Source organism: Rhizobium sp. Leaf262 (assembly GCF_001422245.1).
Classification (GTDB): domain Bacteria; phylum Pseudomonadota; class Alphaproteobacteria; order Rhizobiales; family Rhizobiaceae; genus Agrobacterium.
The window spans coordinates 62,257-81,318 of record NZ_LMMM01000016.1 but is presented as its reverse complement, the minus strand read 5'-3'; the positions used below and the strand labels follow the sequence as shown (position 1 = coordinate 81,318).

19 protein-coding genes and 3 tRNA genes are annotated in these 19,062 nt (G+C 57.1%); 7 read left to right on the top strand and 15 right to left on the bottom strand.

Annotation, left to right across the window (positions count from 1 at the left end; genetic code table 11):
- Nucleotides 1-8 precede the first annotated feature (8 nt).
- The 7 genes from ASF29_RS14550 to ASF29_RS14520 form a co-directional block, all read right to left on the bottom strand.
- Complete coding sequence (locus tag ASF29_RS14550; RefSeq protein ID WP_062451386.1) at nucleotides 9-263, bottom strand: hypothetical protein; 255 nt, start codon at nucleotides 261-263, stop codon at nucleotides 9-11.
- The gene (locus ASF29_RS14545) at nucleotides 263-1,453 is read right to left on the bottom strand and encodes an NADH-quinone oxidoreductase subunit D (protein ID WP_062451385.1); all 1,191 of its coding nucleotides are present in this window, start codon (nucleotides 1,451-1,453) and stop codon (nucleotides 263-265) included. The genes ASF29_RS14550 and ASF29_RS14545 overlap by 1 nt, the downstream gene beginning before the upstream one ends.
- Nucleotides 1,450-2,052, bottom strand: a complete 603-nt coding sequence (locus ASF29_RS14540; RefSeq protein WP_062451384.1) for an NADH-quinone oxidoreductase subunit C — start codon at nucleotides 2,050-2,052, stop codon at nucleotides 1,450-1,452. Before ASF29_RS14540 ends, ASF29_RS14545 begins: the two co-directional genes overlap by 4 nt.
- 17 nt (nucleotides 2,053-2,069) lie before the next feature.
- Nucleotides 2,070-2,654 carry an NADH-quinone oxidoreductase subunit B gene (locus ASF29_RS14535; RefSeq protein WP_062451383.1) on the bottom strand — a complete coding sequence of 195 codons (585 nt, stop codon included), beginning with the start codon at nucleotides 2,652-2,654 and terminating at the stop codon, nucleotides 2,070-2,072.
- Entirely contained in the window at nucleotides 2,645-3,010 is a 366-nt protein-coding gene (locus tag ASF29_RS14530; RefSeq protein ID WP_042619792.1) for an NADH-quinone oxidoreductase subunit A, read from the bottom strand. Before ASF29_RS14530 ends, ASF29_RS14535 begins: the two co-directional genes overlap by 10 nt.
- A gap of 506 nt (nucleotides 3,011-3,516) precedes the next feature.
- Nucleotides 3,517-3,593 (bottom strand) — tRNA-Asp (locus ASF29_RS14525).
- Nucleotides 3,594-3,638: 45 nt separating this feature from the next.
- Nucleotides 3,639-3,715, bottom strand: a tRNA-Asp gene (locus ASF29_RS14520).
- A gap of 550 nt (nucleotides 3,716-4,265) precedes the next feature.
- Here ASF29_RS14520 and ASF29_RS14515 point away from each other — a divergent pair.
- A tRNA-Val gene (locus tag ASF29_RS14515) sits at nucleotides 4,266-4,341 on the top strand.
- A gap of 76 nt (nucleotides 4,342-4,417) precedes the next feature.
- On the opposite strand, the gene ASF29_RS14510 is transcribed toward ASF29_RS14515, so the two are convergent.
- Nucleotides 4,418-4,636, bottom strand: a complete 219-nt coding sequence (locus ASF29_RS14510) for a hypothetical protein (protein WP_062451382.1) — start codon at nucleotides 4,634-4,636, stop codon at nucleotides 4,418-4,420.
- 104 nt (nucleotides 4,637-4,740) lie between these two features.
- Complete coding sequence (locus ASF29_RS14505; RefSeq protein ID WP_062451381.1) at nucleotides 4,741-6,336, bottom strand: S8 family serine peptidase; 1,596 nt, start codon at nucleotides 6,334-6,336, stop codon at nucleotides 4,741-4,743.
- A gap of 277 nt (nucleotides 6,337-6,613) precedes the next feature.
- Between ASF29_RS14505 and ASF29_RS24425 the strand changes: the two genes are divergently transcribed.
- From ASF29_RS24425 to ASF29_RS14480, 4 genes are all read left to right on the top strand, one after another.
- A complete protein-coding gene (locus ASF29_RS24425; protein ID WP_156462682.1) occupies nucleotides 6,614-7,741 on the top strand; it encodes a hypothetical protein in 1,128 nt (375 codons plus the stop codon).
- Between the two features lie 136 nt (nucleotides 7,742-7,877).
- A complete protein-coding gene (locus tag ASF29_RS14490) occupies nucleotides 7,878-8,999 on the top strand; it encodes an aminoglycoside phosphotransferase family protein (protein WP_062451378.1) in 1,122 nt (373 codons plus the stop codon).
- On the top strand, nucleotides 8,996-10,048 hold the full coding sequence (locus ASF29_RS14485; protein ID WP_062451377.1) for a T3SS effector HopA1 family protein: 1,053 nt from the start codon (nucleotides 8,996-8,998) through the stop codon (nucleotides 10,046-10,048). Before ASF29_RS14490 ends, ASF29_RS14485 begins: the two co-directional genes overlap by 4 nt.
- Before the next feature lie 12 nt (nucleotides 10,049-10,060).
- On the top strand, nucleotides 10,061-11,335 hold the full coding sequence (locus tag ASF29_RS14480) for a lanthionine synthetase LanC family protein (RefSeq protein WP_062451376.1): 1,275 nt from the start codon (nucleotides 10,061-10,063) through the stop codon (nucleotides 11,333-11,335).
- Between the two features lie 394 nt (nucleotides 11,336-11,729).
- Here the strand turns inward: ASF29_RS14480 and ASF29_RS14475 are convergent, their stop codons facing one another.
- Nucleotides 11,730-12,530 carry an NAD(P)-dependent oxidoreductase gene (locus ASF29_RS14475; protein WP_062451677.1) on the bottom strand — a complete coding sequence of 267 codons (801 nt, stop codon included), beginning with the start codon at nucleotides 12,528-12,530 and terminating at the stop codon, nucleotides 11,730-11,732.
- 283 nt (nucleotides 12,531-12,813) lie between these two features.
- On the opposite strand from ASF29_RS14475, the gene kdgD reads away from it, so the two are divergent.
- Both kdgD and ASF29_RS14465 read left to right on the top strand, forming a co-directional pair.
- Nucleotides 12,814-13,719 (top strand): 5-dehydro-4-deoxyglucarate dehydratase, encoded by a 906-nt coding sequence (kdgD, locus tag ASF29_RS14470; protein ID WP_062451676.1) that lies wholly within the window; start codon nucleotides 12,814-12,816, stop codon nucleotides 13,717-13,719.
- Entirely contained in the window at nucleotides 13,716-14,849 is a 1,134-nt protein-coding gene (locus ASF29_RS14465) for a mandelate racemase/muconate lactonizing enzyme family protein (RefSeq protein ID WP_062451375.1), read from the top strand. Before kdgD ends, ASF29_RS14465 begins: the two co-directional genes overlap by 4 nt.
- Before the next feature lie 83 nt (nucleotides 14,850-14,932).
- Here the strand turns inward: ASF29_RS14465 and ASF29_RS25110 are convergent, their stop codons facing one another.
- The 5 genes from ASF29_RS25110 to hupB form a co-directional block, all read right to left on the bottom strand.
- Entirely contained in the window at nucleotides 14,933-15,103 is a 171-nt protein-coding gene (locus tag ASF29_RS25110; RefSeq protein ID WP_348271311.1) for an acetyltransferase, read from the bottom strand.
- A gap of 5 nt (nucleotides 15,104-15,108) precedes the next feature.
- On the bottom strand, nucleotides 15,109-15,351 hold the full coding sequence (locus ASF29_RS24700; RefSeq protein WP_200925541.1) for a hypothetical protein: 243 nt from the start codon (nucleotides 15,349-15,351) through the stop codon (nucleotides 15,109-15,111).
- A gap of 26 nt (nucleotides 15,352-15,377) precedes the next feature.
- The gene (locus ASF29_RS14455; RefSeq protein ID WP_062451374.1) at nucleotides 15,378-16,016 is read right to left on the bottom strand and encodes a VOC family protein; all 639 of its coding nucleotides are present in this window, start codon (nucleotides 16,014-16,016) and stop codon (nucleotides 15,378-15,380) included.
- A 188-nt stretch (nucleotides 16,017-16,204) separates the two neighbouring features.
- Complete coding sequence (locus ASF29_RS14450) at nucleotides 16,205-18,403, bottom strand: esterase-like activity of phytase family protein (RefSeq protein ID WP_062451373.1); 2,199 nt, start codon at nucleotides 18,401-18,403, stop codon at nucleotides 16,205-16,207.
- A 228-nt stretch (nucleotides 18,404-18,631) separates the two neighbouring features.
- Nucleotides 18,632-18,907 carry a DNA-binding protein HupB gene (hupB, locus tag ASF29_RS14445; protein ID WP_042619695.1) on the bottom strand — a complete coding sequence of 92 codons (276 nt, stop codon included), beginning with the start codon at nucleotides 18,905-18,907 and terminating at the stop codon, nucleotides 18,632-18,634.
- Nucleotides 18,908-19,062: the final 155 nt, after the last annotated feature.

The window sequence follows — 19,062 nt, the reverse complement described above, 5'->3', positions numbered from 1 at the left end:
ACGCCCCATCAATTGAGCGACTCGCACCGCGATTTCGTCACCGTGACGAATTCGCAGGCATAGGCCGCTTTGTCTTTTTGCATGAACACAATGAATTTTCCGCCATTAGGAAGCGAGGACTTGATCTCGTATCCTTGTGACAGAAGCTGCTTGACAGTTGATGAACCGCCGCTTGATTGCGACGGAACACTCTCTTGCGCCGTTTGGGCGAAGAGCGGTGCAGTCGCAGCAAGAAAAGCCGAAGTGGCCAGCGGCAAACGCATCAGCGGTCAACCTCCCCGAACACGATGTCGAGAGAGCCGAGAACAGCGGTGACGTCGGCAAGCTGATGGCCTTTGCAAAGGAAGTCCATTGCTTGCAGATGCGCATAACCCGGAGCGCGGATCTTGCAACGGTAAGGCTTGTTTGAACCATCGGCAACGACATAGACGCCGAACTCGCCCTTTGGCGCTTCGACGGCTGCGTACACTTCGCCAGCCGGAACGTGATAGCCTTCGGTGTAAAGCTTGAAGTGGTGGATCAGCGCTTCCATCGAACGCTTCATTTCGCCACGCTTGGGCGGAACGACCTTGCCATCCAGCGATGACACAGCACCAATGCGATGCTTGCCCTGCAACAGCTCGACGCACTGTTTCATGATCTTTACCGATTCGCGCATTTCCTGCATGCGGATCAGGTAACGGTCATAACAGTCGCCGTTCTTGCCGACGGGAATGTCGAATTCGAGATCGGAATAGCACTCGTAAGGCTGCGCGCGGCGCAAGTCCCAGGCAGCGCCCGAACCACGAACCATGACGCCGGTAAAGCCCCAGGCAAAGGCATCTTCCAGAGACACGACGCCGATATCAACGTTACGCTGCTTGTAGATGCGGTTATCCGTCAACAGGCCTTCGATATTGTCGAGAACGGTGATGAATGGATCGCACCATTTGCCGATATCGTCCACCAGTTCAGGCGGCAGGTCCTGATGAACGCCACCGGGACGGAAATAGGCGGCGTGCAGACGGGCACCCGAAGCGCGCTCGTAAAACACCATCAGCTTTTCGCGCTCTTCGAAGCCCCAGACGGGTGGCGTCATCGCGCCCACGTCCATGGCCTGCGTCGTGACGTTCATGATGTGCGACAGAATGCGGCCAATCTCGGAGAACAGGACGCGGATCAACTGGCCACGCATCGGAATCTCAAGACCGAGAAGCTTTTCAACTGCCAGCGAGAAGGCATGCTCCTGGTTCATCGGCGCAACGTAGTCGAGGCGGTCGAAATAGGGCAAAGCTTGAAGATAGGTCTTGGTCTCGATCAGCTTTTCCGTGCCGCGGTGCAGCAGGCCGATATGCGGATCGACGCGCTCGACGATTTCGCCGTCGAGCTCGAGGACGAGACGCAACACGCCGTGCGCGGAAGGATGTTCCGGGCCGAAGTTGATCGTAAAATTGCGAACGTTATGTTCTGTCATGGCTTAGCCTTTTCATCGCCCGGAAGAACATAGTCTGTTCCTTCCCAAGGGGAGAGAAAGTCGAAATTACGGAATTCCTGCTTCAGCTCGACCGGCTCGTAGAGAACGCGCTTCAACACGTCATCATAGCGCACTTCCACAAAGCCCGTGACCGGGAAATCCTTGCGCAGCGGATGACCTTCAAAACCGTAGTCGGTCAGAATGCGACGCAGGTCAGAATGGCCTTCGAATGGAATGCCGTACATGTCCCATGCTTCGCGCTCGAACCATTCTGCACCGTAGAAAACGGAGGTCGCCGAAGGAACGGCTTCGTCTTCCGCCACCTGAAGCTTGATGCGAACGCGCAGGTTCTGGCGCGGCGACAGCAGATGATAGACGACGTCAAAACGCTTTTCGCGGCTCGGCCAGTCTACACCACAGATATCGATGATGTTGACGAAAGCGCACTGCACGTCGTCACGCAGGAAGGTCAACAGCGCGATAACGTTTTCAGGCGTGGTGTTCAGCGTCAGTTCGTCATAAGCAATGACCGCGGATTCCACCAGGGAACCGCGTGCTTCCTGCACATAGGCGGAGAGATCGTTGAGAGCTTCGCTCATTTGTAAGTCCTCTGCCCTTAACGCTCGATCGTACCGGTACGCCGGATTTTCTTTTGCAGCAGAAGCACGCCGTAAAGCAGCGCCTCCGCCGTGGGGGGACAGCCCGGCACGTAGATATCGACGGGAACCACACGGTCGCAACCACGCACGACGGCGTAGGAATAATGGTAATAACCGCCGCCATTGGCGCAGGAGCCCATCGAGATCACGTAACGCGGCTCCGGCATCTGGTCATAGACCTTGCGAAGCGCAGGCGCCATCTTGTTGGTGAGCGTGCCGGCAACGATCATGACGTCCGACTGGCGCGGTGATGCACGCGGTGCAACGCCGAAGCGTTCCATGTCGTAACGTGGGCCGGAAGCCTGCATCAGACCTTCAACGGCGCAGCAGGCCAGACCGAACTGCATCCACATCAAGGAGCCAGTGCGCGCCCAGGTGATCAGCTCGTCCGTGGACGTGACCAGAAAACCCTTGTCTGCAAGCTCGTCGTTGATTTCGGTAAAATAGCCGTCATCGCTGCCGACAGGCTTGCCCGTCGAAGGATCGATGATGCCCTTGGGCTTTGGCGCGACAAGCGTGGTGTCGTTCTGAACTACGCCCATTCCAGTGCCCCCTTCTTCCATTCATAGATAAAGCCGATGGTGAGAACGCCGAGGAAAACCATCATGGACCAGAAACCGAACCAGCCGATTTCACCGAAGGACACAGCCCACGGGAACAGGAAGGCGACTTCGAGGTCGAAGATGATGAACAGAATCGACACCAGATAGAAGCGAATGTCGAACTTCATGCGTGCGTCGTCGAACGCATTGAAACCGCACTCGAAGGCAGACAGCTTTTCCGGGTCGGGGTTCTTGTAGGCAACGGCGAAAGGCGCAATCAACAGCGCCAGACCGATGACAAGCGCGATACCAATGAAGATTGCGATCGGAATGTAGGAACTGAGGAGTTCAGTCATTGTCTCTTCCTTACTCGAACGAGCGTCGAGCATATCCCTTTTGGATGAGAATCCGTAGGGTCGAAATTATGTTGCAACGCCGCAGTGGTTATCCCAGCCACGCTCTCTCTGCAAGCATTTAAGTGTCATTTCAGGTCAATCGTGAACTCGAGCAGACCAGATGCCACCTAAATCATCCATCACAGACCGCGAAAATCACCGCTAACTCTTTGGGAAGACGCAAATTAAAGCGCTTCCTAAGATAGAAGTTTTGTCGCATGATCACAGGAGAAAAGATAGATGATTTTCTCAGCGGCTGACCCGTTAAAACATGACGAAAGGGCACAAGAAATCACGCCCTTCTGCTGCCAAAAATTACATCGTGGGGATACGGGAATACCCTTTTCGCGCGCAGCACAAGACTGAACAAGCATCAGCATCAGATGCGGTAATATGTGAAAAGTTTGGGGAAGACGCCTGGCGTCAAATCACTGTTTGAGACATTTCAACTTGCTGAGAAGAAGAAATGGCGCGAGTGACGGGGCTCGAACCCGCGACCTCCGGCGTGACAGGCCGGCACTCTAACCAACTGAGCTACACCCGCGCATTATGTCGGACTGTTGGAAGTCCGTAGATCTCGAGGAAGGAATGGCGCGAGTGACGGGGCTCGAACCCGCGACCTCCGGCGTGACAGGCCGGCACTCTAACCAACTGAGCTACACCCGCACATTCCCTAAAGACTGGCCGAAACCGGTCTTACGAACTCGCCTCGGCTGTTCGTTGAGCGGCTAACTAAGGCGTTCGCGTTGGGGTGTCAAGCAGCTTTCACGACAAAAGAATAAGCTTCGTCATTTTGATTTCACAAAGCTTCCGGAAGGCCCGGTTTCCCGGCACTTTTTCTTCCATCGTTTTTTGTTGCCGCCGCACCGCACTTATCCACAGCGTCTCAACGCGAGAGCAGACGGGCAAATAAAAAGGGTGACTCGCTGGAATTTTCAGTGCGCGAGGTTCATCGGCCCAACCTTTCGCTCCATATGCATCGCGCCTGCTGCAACAAAGCGCTCTTTATGTCTGTGGAAAAGGTCGAGCGCTCCGCAGGACGCGCCAAACTCCCTTTTCGCTTGGCATTCTGAAAGGTCTTGGCACCGCCGGTCACAGTTCGGCTTTCATAAAAATCGAAAAAAACAAAAAAACTTCACAAAAGCTCTTGCGGTTTTTTTCCGATACCAATACATCACGGCCACCGACGCGGCGGACACGATCCGCAAGACGCGAAGGGCGATTAGCTCAGTTGGTAGAGCGCCTCGTTTACACCGAGGATGTCGGGAGTTCGAGTCTCTCATCGCCCACCACTCATCTCCACATCATTCAAATTTTCAGCAGAATATGTCCGTGATCACCCGGCATGTAGGTCATTGCGCTGAACCATCAAAAATATCGAGGAATTTCCTCTTCTATGATGGCGTCCTGCCCCAGCGTTGCGCGAGCTTTGGTCAGGGTTTCGGCGGTGCAGGTGATCCGGGCGTAACGGCCTGTCGTGGATAACAGCCTCAGGCCGGGAATTTTCGACAGGTTGGATTGCCAGTCTGGCGGCTGAGGAGCGTCGTGGCGGAAGGTGATGAGGTAGATTTTTTCCGATTCGGTCATGTCGTCCTCCGTGGAGCGCGGAGTATCGCACATGGCGGTGCCATTCGACATCCCTCGAGATCGAATGGCACCGCTTGGTGATGGGTCGGTCGGGTCATCCCTGTCTAGCGGCTGCGGCTCAGCCCGTGACCTTGGTATTGTTGGGCCAGACCTATGTTAAGCGCGCTCTGCTCCAGAATCGAACGTGCATATTTTGCCCGGGCGGATGTTCGTTGCAGGGTGTTATAGACCGCATCCTGCGACAATCTGGCAGCAAGCGCACCCGTTGTGACGGGCGTGGCCATGGATGTGCCGGACATATCCGCATAGGGCGCAGGATCGTCGGTCGTTGCCGGAACCGCGGAAATGACGGCCGAGCCACCCGCGGTCACCGCCATCTGCCGGCCGACATTGGAGTATGTCGGCAGGAAAAGACCGCCCGTGCCATAATGATCCGGCTGCGCTGGCCGCGTGAGGTTGGCGAGGTTGCTGACAGGAAATGTGCCCGGCATCGTGACAGCGGACACCGCCACCGACAGCGGGTAACTGGCAGGAGCAAGCACGGGCTTGCCGAAATCGTTTCCTGCCGCACAGATACAGAGCGCACCGCGACCATATGCGGCGAGCACGGCGTCATATTCGATGGCGGAGGCCGCGCCTCCCAGACTAAGATTGATCAGATCGACTTCGTGGCCATTGACCATGGCATCGATTGCTGCGGCAATATCACCCTGGTTTGCCCCCCTGCCCGGCGCAAACACCCGAGCAGTGAAGATATCCGCCCCCGGTGCCAACCCGGCATATCCTCCGGTATCGGCTGGCGGACGAGCGCCGATGAGGCCCGATACATGCGTTCCGTGCCAGAGCACGTCGGCAGTAGCGAGAGCGCCAGGTTGAAAACCACCATCGATGAAAGCGCCTGCCGTAACGATGTGGTCCAGATAGGCATGCGGCCCCAGCCCCGAATCGATGACGCCCACACGGATGCCTGCACCCGCCTGCAGATCGAAATCGCTGATACCCGCCAGGTGATGCCACCATCCCAGCGGCCCCGACGCTGGCAGAGAGCCGAGATCCATCGTACCGCCCGATAAGGGTCGCACGAGCATGCCGGACCATGCCGAACCGTGCGGCGAAATCTGCGCGGTGACGGGAACGTACTGCGTCTCGTCAAATTGAAACGAGGCAGAACCCTGCGCATCCGTGGCAACGCAGATGCTGGAGGGCTGCGCACCCGGCGTCAGAGCCGCCAGCCCAAGCTCAACCTGCGCACCCACCAGCGGCACCCCGTCGGACGTCACGGTCAGCGTAAAAGGACTCGTGTTTACCGGGGGATTGCCCACCGACTGCACCTGCGATGTCGAGGATATCGGCGTTGGAGTACCCCAGGGGGCCATGCGCAACGATGCAGGCCAACGCAAGGCCTCCCGCTCCACGATCGTGTCCGGCGAAAGCTCGCGTGTCTTTGCCAGAAGCTCTGCCTCATCCGCGTCGATGACGAGCACGCGGCGGACGTCGTCTCTTTCCACACCGTTGTCGCTGACGATATCCATCGCTCCACCCAGTGTGCGCGTCAGCCGCTCACTGAAATTACCCTTCGCGGAACGCCTTGCGCGGCCATCGCGATAGGGTGCCATGCGGTGTGAAATGATGAAGCGGCTAGAGGAGCGACCCGGCTCAACCGGGCCGTCATCGTTGATATCGGCTGTATCGGAAGTCATGGCTATCTTCTCCTGAACCGGGAGGTGAACACTTCGGAAAACGCCGCATTTGCTGGGAATTCATCGTCTCATCCCTACACGCAATCCGACTATATTTTTCCAAATACTCGTTATAAATGTATTTTTTAATTGCACAACTTTAAAAAGTACAATAGAAAATTTCTCGTCAAAGGAGAATTAGAAGAATGTCAGGAAATTACCGGTGGTTGCCATCGACATGCTGCGCTCTCCAGACGCGTCACAGAGCTCCCTTAACGAAAAACACGGGAATTGATCGATGACCTACACCTCATTTGGCTGCCAACCGGCAGCCGCGCAAACCATCATCGGCCCTACGGCCTACTGGCATTGCCCACCAACAAGCCTTCCCGGTTGCCAGACCGCGGTTCAGCATTGCCAGCCGCCTGCCGGTCAGAACCAGCAGGAACCAATCGGCCCAACAGCTTATTGGCATTGCCCGCCAACCAGTCTTCTCGGTTGCCAGACCGCAGTTCAACATTGCCAGCCGCCTGCCGGTCAGAGCCAGCAGGGAACCGTTGGCCCAACGGCTTATTGGCATTGCCCGCCGACCAGTCTTCTCGGCTGCCACACGGCTGTTCATCCTTGCCCACCACCAGCGGGCCAGAACCAGCCGGGAACGATTGGGCCAACAGCTTACTGGCACTGCCCACAGACCAGCCTGCTCGGTTGCCAGACCGCAGTTCAGCATTGCCAGCCGCCAGCCGCTCAGGACCAGCAGGGAACCGTTGGCCCAACGGCTTATTGGCACTGCCCGCCGACCAGTCTTCTCGGTTGCCACACGGCTGTCCATCCTTGCCCTCAACTCACAGTCATGCCGCCTCAGCCGGCCGGTGCACCTCAGCAGCAACAGCAGAGCATCACACTGACGCCAGTCTGCTCCACAGGCATTCCGATCATCTGCAGCGGCGCTGCGGCAGCACCGCAGGCTGAAATGCCCCAGCAGCAACAGAACATTACACTGACGCCCGTTTGCCAGATCACCAACATCACACCGATTTGCCCACCGACCGGCGTTCCCGTTATTTGCCACGGCGCTGCCGGAGTGCAGCAGGCAACACCGCCCCAGCAACAGCAGGGCATCACGCTGACACCTGTTTGCCAGATTACCAATCTCACGCCGATCTGCCCGGCAACCGGCGTCCCCATCATCTGCAATGGCGCTGCCGGAGTGCAGCAGGCAGCAGCACCTCAGCAGCAGCAGAGCATCACGCTGACGCCTGTTTGCCAGGTAACCCTGACGCCGATTTGCTCAACGGGTATTCCGATCGTTTGCAGTGGCGCCGCCGCCGCTCCGCAGGCGACGGTCACACCACCGACGTCAATCGGCTGCGGTACATTCGCTACTGTATGCAACCCGACGCATATGCATTGCACGGGCCAGTAAGAACATCGGCAGTCACCTCTAGGTGACAATGCTCTGCCCATCGGCCTTCCCCGGCCGATGGGATCGTTTTGAGTCAGCGTTGCGACTGACATTCATCGGCTTTATGCGAAACGCGCCTCCGACCTTGGGGAAAGACATGTATCTGACAAGCGGCACGCTCGTGCCTTATCTCATGGACCGAAACGTTCTTGCAGCAAGTGAGCTTCTCGACGATGACATCACGATTGTTGAAGCAGGGCGACGCAACAGAAACTTCAAGCTTTTCCGACGGGATGGAACCGGCTTTTTCGTGAAGCAAATCCCCCTTGCCGCCACCGAGACGATGCAGTCCGTGCAACGCGAGGCAACGCTTTACGCGCTGGCGGACGACAGTTCCGTCAATGCGAATCTGCGTGCTTTAATGCCGCGTATCCGCCATTACGACAGGCAGAGGCATGTGCTGGCAGTCGATCTGGTGCCGAATTCACAGAGCCTAACATTTTATCAGATGCAGGTAGCCGCTGTTCCAGGCGCGATGGAGGACATCGCAACCCAGCTAGGAAACCTCCTGTCCGTGTGTCATCGACACACACCCGACACCCTCGAAGAGCCCTCAAGCCGAGGTATCTTTCCCGCGCAGCCACCGTGGATTCTCAGCTTTTCCGATTTCGGCGAAAGCATGATGCCGAATATGAGCGGCGGTGCGAAAGGTGTTCTGGCAGCACTGCGCGCCCAACGTTTATTGAGTGAGCAGATGACGCTTCTGAAGACAGAATGGCGGCGCAACTGTCTCATCCACGGCGATCTGAAATGGGAGAACTTTCTTGTTTCTTCCGGGCAAAAGGGCACGAGCAAAGCCACCGTTCAACTGATTGACTGGGAACTGGCGGACCTTGGGGACGCAGCGTGGGATGTCGCCTGCGTGCTGGCGAGCTTCGTGCAGCCCCTCATCGTCGGACGGTTTTCGGCCCAGGGGCAGGCTCTGGGTCCGGCACCAGCACATGAGATTGCTGGTGCACAGGCCTGCTGCAAGGCATTCTGGAATGCCTATGCAAGCGCATTCTCCCTGACACCGCAACAGCAGATGCAGGCGCAACATCGCTGCGCGCGCTTTGCGGCTGCGCGCCTCGTACTGACCGCCTATGAAATCGCGCAATCGACCGCAGAAATTTCTCCTCCGGCCATTCAGGCTATCCGCACGGCGAACGAGATTTTCAACCATCCACCCAGTGCAGCGCGACACCTGTTTGGCCTTGATCACACGGGAGTAGCAGCATGAACGCCATGGACAGACAATTCGAGGTCACACAAGACACTCTTGCTACACCAGACGCCTTGCAGACGTCATTGATCGAAATCTTCGGTGCGGTCAAAATCATCAATGTCAGCCAGTTTCAGATCGGTCGTCGCCAGGTGGTGACACTTCCACCAATCAATCCGGCAGCACCCGCCATGTCCGTGACGAAAGGCCTGTCGGACGCGCTGTGGCCAGCACTTTACGATGCAGCCTATGCGCGGCCTTTCGCTCTGGATCCGCCAGCGACCGACAGCGATATCACGGATGCCGACCTTCTCAAGCAGTTGCAGGCCGCATTTCCCGAAAGCATGCAGTGGTCGCACCATTGGCAGGTCTACAAGGTCGATGCAAATGGCGCGGTCCATGTGCGAAAAGGCGAATGCTACCGACAGGTACAGCCGGGCGCCTTCACCCTCGCCTTACCCGGACCGGTACAAATCCATTCGATCGTCTCTATCATGCTATCGCTGGCATCGTCGCGGGTACAATCGGCCTTCTATCACATCACCGGACACGCACCGCATTGCGACCATGACGACGCGGCGCTGGCGCGCCTATATCTCAACACGAGACCGGAAACGGTGGCGATTTTGATGCAAAGGCTGGTGATGGCTCTGGACGGCCACGCAGTTCCCTTCCGAGCAAAGACGCTCCTCGCACCGTCGGCATATGGCCGCACGGACAGTACAGTCTTCTATTTCGCCCGGCGACATCTGGCATTTGCGCTGGCGCTCTTTCGGGATGCCTTTGCGGAATCACCACCGGATCTGGGCAGCGGCGTGCCGCTTTTCTCAAAGCCTCTTCACGATGGCATGGGCGGAGCCGACGATCCCGGTTTTGGTATGAGTTTTGGGCAATCCCGGACGATGCTGATGGCGGATGCCATCGTGGCGGCCTGGGCTGCAGGCGAACAATCAGCCGAGGCGCGCTTCGATTTTCTGGCGCTACGCTTCGCAGAAGAAGGCCTTTCTCTGACCACACCGCATTTGGCCGCAGGCAACACCGATCTCTATACCTTCGAGAGCCGATAAGGATTCCGGATAATGAACCTTCCAAGAGAAGCGCAGACCGAACAACCTCATCATGATTTTCTGGAAGCCGCCGACCGCATCGGCAAGCAGCTTTGCCGCGATGCGGTCTGGCATGAGGGCCGATGCACATGGATGGGGTGGGCGATGACGATCGCGGACGGCAGTGCTATTGCGGCCTATCGCACGAGTTCGGCTGCACTTTACGACGGGGTTGCAGGTATCGCGCTGTTTCTGTCTCGGCTTGCTGTCCACTCCCCCTCTCCGCGGCTGCTCGCAACAATCGATGGTGCCATCCGCCAAATGCAGGCGCGGTTGGAGGATTTCGACACGCATGCACAAAGAAGTTTCTACACTGGCCGCCTGGGGGTAGCCCACACGCTGTGCGAAACAGGCAGCGTGCTCGACAGGCTGGACTGGGTCGAGCAGGGACTGGCGCTGGCCGAACGTGACGTCAACCAATCCTTTACGGACGACGCGCTGGACGTCATTGCGGGCTGCGCAAGCGCGATCCCCGCCCTGCTACACCTAGGCAGACGCTATGCACGCCCCGAACTGTTGGATGCGGCGGTGATGCATGCTGGACGACTGCTGGCTGCAGGCGTGATGGATGCGAATGGCTTGTCCTGGCCCTCTTTGATGCCGAAACACCGTAATCTCCTTGGTTACGCCCATGGTGTTTCCGGCATGGCCATCGCCCTGCTTGAAGCGCACGCCGTCAGCGGAGACGTGTCTCTTCTGCACGGTGCGCAAGAAGCGCTACGCTATGAACGAAGCTGGTTCGATACCTCAAGACGCGGGTGGCCGGACTTTCGCGTCGACACCATCACTGCTGGTGCAGCGACGCTACCACCCGGCTGCAATTGTACATGGTGCGCAGGCTCGGCTGGTATTGGAATGTCGCGCCTGCGGGTGATGGAACTGCTGCCAGAGGACGCGGCGGCGCGGGATGAAATTAATGTTGCTCTACAGGACGCATCGCGCCTGCTGACCGGGGGAATGGCGCCACAGGCCATGGATCTCTGCCTATGCCATGGACTGACCGGCATCGGAGATTTCGTGTTGTCTGCCGGCGTGCAACTGAAACGCGACGATATCGCAATCTTTGCAGATCACGTCGGGCATTTCATCATAGAGCATTTCTTGACGCCTGAACTACCGCTTCCCTGCGGCGTACAGCAACGAGGTAAATCACCAAACCTGCTGCTCGGCAAGGCCGGTATCGGCTATTTCTTCCTGCGCCTGCTGGAGCGAGAGACATTGCCATCGATGCTCCTGTTGAAGCCATAGAGCATTTTCTCGTTGGATCGACCGTTCATGCAGAGAGTTGGTGCGATGATAAAGCGAGACGGGCAAGTTTACGAATTGACGTTTCATTAACGATCTTTCGGACTTGCTGTGAAAATGTCCTGTCTTAAAACATCATCGCACCGGCCGCCCTATGATTTTACCCGTTAGATTCAATATTTCTCAATAATTTATCGCTCATAATCATTGCGTCGACTTCATGATGAAGCCGCGTTGCTATGGGATGAACCATGTTTGCGAACTCGATCTTTACACTCGCGCTGATTGCGCTGCCGATCTACTTCTTTTTCCGCTGGGTGCAATACGACTCAGAGAACCAGGATAAGCCGAAGTAGCAGCATAGCCCGGCAATCTCCCCCTCCTTTTATGCCCACGATCAACCGTCTGCCGGATGTCCAAGTTTGGTGAATGCACCACCTTGGTAGATGTGGGCCGGGTCCTTTGGATCTTCCTTTCCGGCTTCGCTCAAGACCTCGGCGCGCCACTTCGCCGAGTTGTCCTGCGGCTTCCAACCCAGGAATGCCGCGTCGCTGTTGTCCCACCAGCTTTCATCATTGTTGGAAGCGCCATACACCACTGCATTGCCCAGCCGCGGTGCTTCGAACCCACGGGCGCAGAGCGAAACGAAATCTCTGGCGCTGAGCCATGTCGCAAGCATACGGGTCGTCTGGGGTTTCGGCGTCAGCGAACCGATTCGCACGGACAGCGTCTCCTGCCCGAACTTGTCGAAGTAGAAGCTGGCCATATTCTCCCCGAAGCATTTCGAAACGCCATAGAGCGAATCCGGCCGCATCAATGTCTTGCCGTCGAGCTTTTGATCGCGCCGGTGATAACCTATGGTGTGGTTGGAACTGGCAAAGACAATACGTGGCTGACCATTGTGTCGTGCGGCCTCATACAGGTTGTAGACGCCTTCTATATTGCCCTTGAGGATGAGTTCGAACGGCCTTTCGACCGAAATGCCGCCAAGATGGATGATCCCGTCAACGCCTGTTAAGGCTGTGTCGACTTCCGCGCGGTTTGACAAATCGCATTTCACAAAGCGCTCATGCGCGGCCAAATCTGCAATGTCCACCATGTCGGACAGCACCACTTTCTCGGCGATTTCAGCCAATAGTGGGCGAATGGCCTTGCCGACACCGCCAGCAGCACCGGTCAACAACAATGTTTTGAGCATGAGTTCCTCCAAATCTGCCATGGCATGATCAAAGCTTATTGCCTTGTGGTCATACCTGAATATGGTTGTCATCCTACCTCTACGCCCGAACGATGTTTTTTCAAGAGGCTGACCGTCAATGGAACAGAAATTCTATTGTCTGTATTTTTTTCCGAATTTGGAATGGGCGGCACTACGCTCGACGTGAACGAGCAACTCAACTTGTATTATAAGTTCTTGACACAGGTAGTATCTCGAATATTATCCGTCTCAGCTAACAATCGGAGACTCGAAATTCATGGCTATGGACCCACAGGAACTCAAAGTCGCGCTCGGTGCGGGACTGCTTTCTTTCCCCGTTACCCCATTTACGAAAGACGGCGAATTCAACGAAAAGCCATATGTCGAGCATGTCGGCTGGTTGTCCGGTTTCGATGCTACCGTCCTGTTTGCCGCTGGTGGTACGGGCGAGTTCTTCTCGCTAGCGCCTGAAGAAGTGGGTACGGTCGTCAAGGCTGCAAAATCCGCTGCCGGTTCCGTCCCGATCGTTTCCGGTTGCGGTTACGGCACCAAGATCGCCATTCAGATCGCACAGAGCGCCGAAAAGGCCGGTGCTGACGGCATTCTTCTTCTGCCGCATTATCTGATGGATGCCTCCCAGGCTGGCCTTTATGCCCACATCAAGGCGGTATGCGATTCCATCTCCATCGGCGTGATGGTCTACAACCGCGACAACTCCATTTTGACTGCCGAAACGCTGCAGAAGCTGTGCGACGCCTGCCCCAATCTGGTGGGTTTCAAGGATGGTTCGGGCGACATTGGTCTCGTGCGCAAAATCACCGCGACAGTTGGTGACCGCCTCACCTATCTCGGCGGCATGCCGACGGCAGAACTGTTTGCCGATGCCTATCTGGGTGCCGGCGTTACGACTTATTCGTCCGCCGTCTTCAACTTCGTGCCTGCCCTCGCACAGGATTTCTACAAGGCCCTGCGTGCAGGCGACCGCGCAACGACCGACCGAATCCTCATCAACTTCTTCTATCCCTTCATGGAGATCAGAAACCGCCAGAAGGGTTACGCCGTGTCCGCCATCAAGGCTGGCGTTCGCCTTCTGGGCTTCGATGCAGGCCCAGTCCGCGCTCCATTGACGGATCTGACGGATGAGGAAGTCGGCATGCTCGAAAAGCTGATCGGACCGTACAAGCCATGAAGATAGAAGCGGTCCGCACACACCTGCTCGATTACAAGCTGGGCCACGCCTTCGAAAGCGCCTCGATGCGCTTCGATAGACGTATCCATTGCCTCGTCGAGATCATCTGTGATGATGGCACCGTGGGCTGGGGCGAATGCCTCGGCCCGGCAAAGCCGAATGCGGCAGTTGTAGCTGCCTACACGCCCCACCTCATTGGCAGGGACCCGCTGGACATCGAAGTCATCTGGCACCAGCTCTATAATCTGCTGCGTGACCAGGGTCAGCGGGGACTGACGGTCACGGCACTAAGCGGCATCGATATCGCGCTTTGGGATATCAAGGGCAAGCGGTTCGGCACCTCCGTGTCGCGCCTGCTGGGTGGGCGTTTCCGCGAAAGCGTTCAGGCCTATGCCACCGGCTCCTTCCGCAAGGACGGTGTCGATGCGGTCTCGGACGTGGCGGCGGAAGTTGCCGGTTATGCAAGCCAGGGCTTCCACGCGGTCAAGATCAAGATCGGCTTCGATGTTGCCGAAGACATCGCCGTCATCCGAGCCGCACGTGAAGCCGTAGGGCCAGACGTCCGCATCATGATCGACGCCAATCATGGCTATGATGCGCTCGAGGCCATCGAGGTCGGCAAGGCGCTCGCACCGCTGGGTATCGACTGGTTCGAAGAACCTGTCGTACCGGAACAGCTGGATGCCTATCAGGCGGTGCGTGCCGGTCAGCCCATTCCGGTTGCCGGTGGCGAAACATGGCATGGCCGTTATGGCATGCGCGCGCCACTGGAAAACCGTGCAGTGGATATTCTGCAGCCCGATCTTGCCGGGACGGGTGGCTTTTCGGAAACGAAGCGCATCGTCGATCTCGCAAGCCTCTATGGCGTGCGCGTCGTGCCGCATGTCTGGGGCACGGGCGTCGCCATTGCAGCAGCTTTGCAATTAATGGCATCACTGACACCGGACCCTGCGCGCCGAAACCCGCGCCCGCCGATTCTCGAATTCGACCGAACCGAGAACCCCTATCGCCAGGCGGTTCTCACCAGCCCGCTGGATCATGTCGACGGCGTGGTACAAATACCGGATGGACCGGGTCTCGGGATCGAGATCAATCGAGATGCGCTGGAGCGATATGCTTTGAGAGACTAACGAGAGGCCGGGTGCGCAACACCCGGCACCTCATTTGAAATTTCTCAGCAATGTCGTACCGTACGTGATGCCGTCTCTAGCTATCAAAAGGTCTTCTTAAGCCATATGCAGGCGTGACCGGCGGGAAATCCATCGATTCGTCCGAAGTCTTCGTATCCGATCCGACGGTAAAAATTCGGTGCCTGAAAACTGAATGTAGAGACGTAAGCGCCAACGCATTGACGCTCCAGCGCGGCACTCTCTGCCTTTTGCATGAGCTTCACACCAACGCCCTGCCCCGCGTCTCTGAGGAAACCCACAGCCAGTCGATGAAAAGCCAGGCGTAAGATGAGCGCCCTTTCAGGCCGCCGATCAGCCTTCCATTGGCGTCCCGCGCCATAATCCATAAATCCTGCGGATTGTCCGGCCCGACTTTTGCGAAATTGAAAATGTCCAGTCCCTCATCGATAAGGCGTTGGTCTCGCTCATCCGGCTGGCTTTCGATTTCAATTCGTATTGACAAATATTCCGCTCCTCAAATTTTTCCGGTCAGGTCAGTTCCCGCAATCCAGTAGGTGTATCGATAAGCGCCCGGTAACGGATTGACGGGCCTTGGACGACCCCCGGTGGATGATCAATGCCGAGATCGCGATAGAGCACCTCAATACGACCGGGATCTGGATGCTCAAGCGTAAGAGAGCGAAGTCGCGCGCCCAGATCGGGAATTGTGGCCACATAGGCGGTGTCTCCCTGATGGTCGATCACAGATGGAGCGACGCCGTCCAAAGGGAGCGAACCATCCATGGGGATGGCGAAGTGAAATGTCGGATTGTCCTGCGGTAGAGAAACCTTCTCGCCCAGAATTGCGCCATGGGTCAAAATGACAGAATCGATCCCATCCGTATTGGCAACCCAGCCACGTAAACGTCGCCCTTCATCCCAGTCTGCTCTGACCTTCTCCTGACTGTCGAGACCGAACCAGCGCGCACGATTGGGTGCTTTGCCATCTGGATCGAGCGCCACAATCTCGAGATAAACGGAATTTCCCAGCTGAAGGCGATGATTGTGGGTGCCCATATATTCATGGCGCGTCCCGAAAGGTACGCGGATGCCAAGACAATTTTCGACATGCAAAACCCCTTCGCTTAAGGTCGGGGCGATGACTGTGAGGTGGTCTAGCGTCAGCATGCGAGAACTCCGATACACCGGTTGCAAATATCACTGACGCGACAGTGGCTGCCAGGATGCGTGGTGACAATATGTCCCTCAGCAAAAACGCCCGCAATCTGTCGATTGCGAGCGCTTCACTATTAATGCCGACTAATCATGTCGCCCAGACGCCGAGACGTTAACGTTCCCGGTTATCCGACTTGCGCTTAGTGCGTGCCCTTCAAATCGACCGGGAAAAACAAAGTCTCGCCCGAAGAATCATCCACGCCGTCATTATCCGTTACCGCAAAGGCCTTGCCGGACTTGTCGAAGGTGAAGCCTTCCAGCTTGTCGACCACATAGCCGTTTGTCTGGGCCTTCAGGTCAGGCAGGAAGTCGTGGACTTCCGTTTTCTTGACGAGCGGCAGTTCGCCGCCGATCTTGCCGGGCTTCAGGTCGGCAATGGCGACGCTGTAGAGCTTCTTGATCTTCGCCTTGTCGCCGATCTGGTTATCGCGCTCGACGATGTAGACATTGTCGCCGTGCGCGGTGATTTCGGAAAGGCCGACCCAGCCGTCATCAGCCTTGTCCAGCGGATAGTGCACGGCACCCCACTCCTTGGATTTTGGATTGTAGGAGACGAGCTTGACCATGCCCTTTTCAGCCTTGCCCCATTCGCGCTGAACAGCCATCCAAAGGGTAGCGTCATCGCCCTTGCCGATCATGGTCACGCCTTCGAAGCCGAATCGGGTTTCGCCTTCCAGCAGTTCCTTTGGCAGAGCGATTTCAGCCTTGATCTCGCCCTTGGCATTGACGTTGTAGAGCGCGTGCGGAACGAGCTTTTCGGTGTTGCCTTCGGAAGCGACCCAGAAGCCGCCCTTACCGTCCAGCGTGATGCCTTCCATATCCAGCTTCTGTGCTGCCAGACCATCACGCTTTACGCGCAGAACGCTGGTGATGACCGCAGGTTTCTTGGTGGCGTCGATGGTGTAGATCGACGGCTGGTTGCCGTAGACCGAGTCGGAGATCGCATAGAGAATGCCGTCCTTTTCCGCATCAGCCGTCAGGCCGGACAGCGCGCCCCAGCCAATCGGTGCGCCATCGACAGTGGCGGAGGTGAGCTGCGGATAGGCCGCCTGCCCTTCCGAGCGCTCATAGATCATGACATGCGAACGCGCGCCGCCATCTTCGACCAGATCGGCCTCGTTGGCGGTGACGAGAAGGTTGCGCGAGGGAATGGCGACCGCGCCTTCAGGCGAAATGCCCGATGGGAGGATTTGCGTCAGCTGGGGCTCTGCGCCCGTGTCCTTGTAAACGCCGACCACAGATGCACGCTCGGCCAGAACGAAGAAATACTTGTCATTGCCGAATGTTGCGGCTTCCAGACCTTCAGGCTCGATGCCCTTGGCCTTGGAGCGCTTTTCAGGATAGTGGCCGAGGGCGGCAACGGCATGTTCGAAGGAAGAGTCAGCTTCGTAAAGCAGCTTGCCCGTCTTGTCGAAAATGGTGAAGCCGCGTGAACCGCCCTGCCAGTCACCCTCGTTGGCGATGACGATTCGGTCGTTGTCCAGCCACTTCACCGCATCCGGCTCGCGCTTGCGGGCGTCCTGGCTGTCGGTGAATTTCAGCTGGCCATCGGTCTTGGTGTCGATGCCCTTCAGATCGACCGTGCCTGCGGAAAAGTGGCTCGTAACCTTGCCGCTTTTGCCATCGACGATGACGATATGGTTGTTTTCCTGAAGCGTCAGGGCAATTTCACCATTGGCATTGATGGAAACGAATTCGGGTTCCGGATCTTCCGGCGAAATCTCGGCAAGCCCGGTGACATCAATCTTCTTGAGCGTCGAGCAATCCGGTGCGCCGTTTTTGAGGCCGATGGTCACGAGGAAGCCGGCAGGCATCTGCGGCAGTGCGCCGTCATTGACCTCTTCGTTACGCTCGTTTTCGATGGCGATGGCAATGAAGCTCTTGTCCGGGGAAACAGCAACGGAATCCGGCTGGCCGCCGAGCTCACAGCTGGCTTCGATCTTGCGGGTGGCGATATCGACCGTCACCAGCTTGCCAGCTGGCTTGACGTAGCTTTCGGACGTGTTGACGCCAGCCAGAACCTTAGCACCGGACACGGCAACCGATGTCGGCTCGCCATCCATCATCAAAGCGCCCAGCGCCTTTGGTGCCTTGGCATCCTTGATGTCGACAAAGCCGATACCGCCCAGCGGGCTATCGGAATAGATCAGCGTATTGCCATCTTCACTGGCAGTCACGATTTCCGCCGACGTGATCGTCTTCTTGTCCTTGTAGGAAGGAAGGTTCAACGAGACAGGAAACGACGAGATACGGTTGAAAACCTGCTCGGCTGCCACTGGAAACGCGGCAGAAGCGAAAAGCGCTGCGGTCAGCGCAGCACTCGAAAAACGAAATGTCATGATGTCCCCTTCGGTGCACTGGAAAAATGCATGACTGGGCTTTTGCGACACAGACGTGACAGGCAAATGACAATTAAACAAAGGCTGATAAACAAAAAGCCCGACATGACGCCGGGCTCTTCGCATTTCGATGGTTTCATCTCGCAAAACTGCGCGACGATTCCTGTTTATTCCTCGTATACCTGAGCACCACCCGCACGCCGCAAGGGACGGCCGGTGTCTGGAAAATTACGAGTTGACGGCGTCCTTCAGGCCCTTGCCTGCGGAGAACTTTGGAACGTTGCGAGCCGGAATATCGACTTCTGCACCCGTGGATGGGTTACGGCCCTTGGAGGCTTCGCGACGGCTTACGGTGAAGCTGCCAAAGCCTGCGAGACGGATGTCGCCACCGGCCTTCAATTCGCCCTGTACGGTTTCGAAAACTGCGTCGACAGCAGAAGCGGCATCGGCCTTCGTGAGACCAGCCTTTTCGGCAACTGCAGAAACGAGCTCGTTCTTGTTCATGTTTCCACCCCTTTCAATGGTTTGAAACGACTCAAAATGGATTGGCGCAGAATACTTATCTATTCGCGTACCGCCACCCAAAAGCGCCGGAATGGCCTGAAAAACAAGGGGTCTGGCAATCTTTTCACAAAAAAGGCTGGCATTTCTGCCAGCCT